The following is a 308-nucleotide window of genomic DNA, read 5'->3' on the forward strand; positions in this document are numbered from 1 at the left end:
AGAAGGGAAAAAGAGGGAAAGAAAAGAAGAGAGGAAGAGAGGGAAGGAGGGAGAAGGGGAGAGAAGGAGAAAGGGAAGGGGAGGAGAAGGAAGGGGGAAAGAAGGGGGAAAGAGAAGAAGAGGGGAAAAGGGAGGAAGAAGGGAAGAGAAGAGGGAGGAAAAAAGGGAAGAAGGGGAGGAAAGGAAGGAAGAAGGAGAAAGAAGGAAAGAGGGAAGAGAAGAAAGAAGGAAAAAGGGGAGAAGGGAAGAGGAGGAAAAGGAAGAAAGAAGGGAAGGAAGGAGGAAATAAAGAATTATAGATAGGAGAA

General features: G+C 46.8%; 1 protein-coding gene. It reads left to right on the forward strand.

Annotated elements, in window-relative coordinates; all coding sequences use genetic code 11:
* Positions 1-303, forward strand: a 303-nt coding sequence (locus NR125_RS30425; RefSeq protein ID WP_256816924.1) for a hypothetical protein, incomplete at its 5' end; no start/stop codon positions are given.
* Between the last annotated feature and the right edge of the window lie 5 nt (positions 304-308).

Source organism: Cytobacillus sp. Bac17 (genome assembly GCF_024519925.1).
GTDB lineage: Bacteria > Bacillota > Bacilli > Bacillales > Cytobacillaceae > Cytobacillus > Cytobacillus pseudoceanisediminis.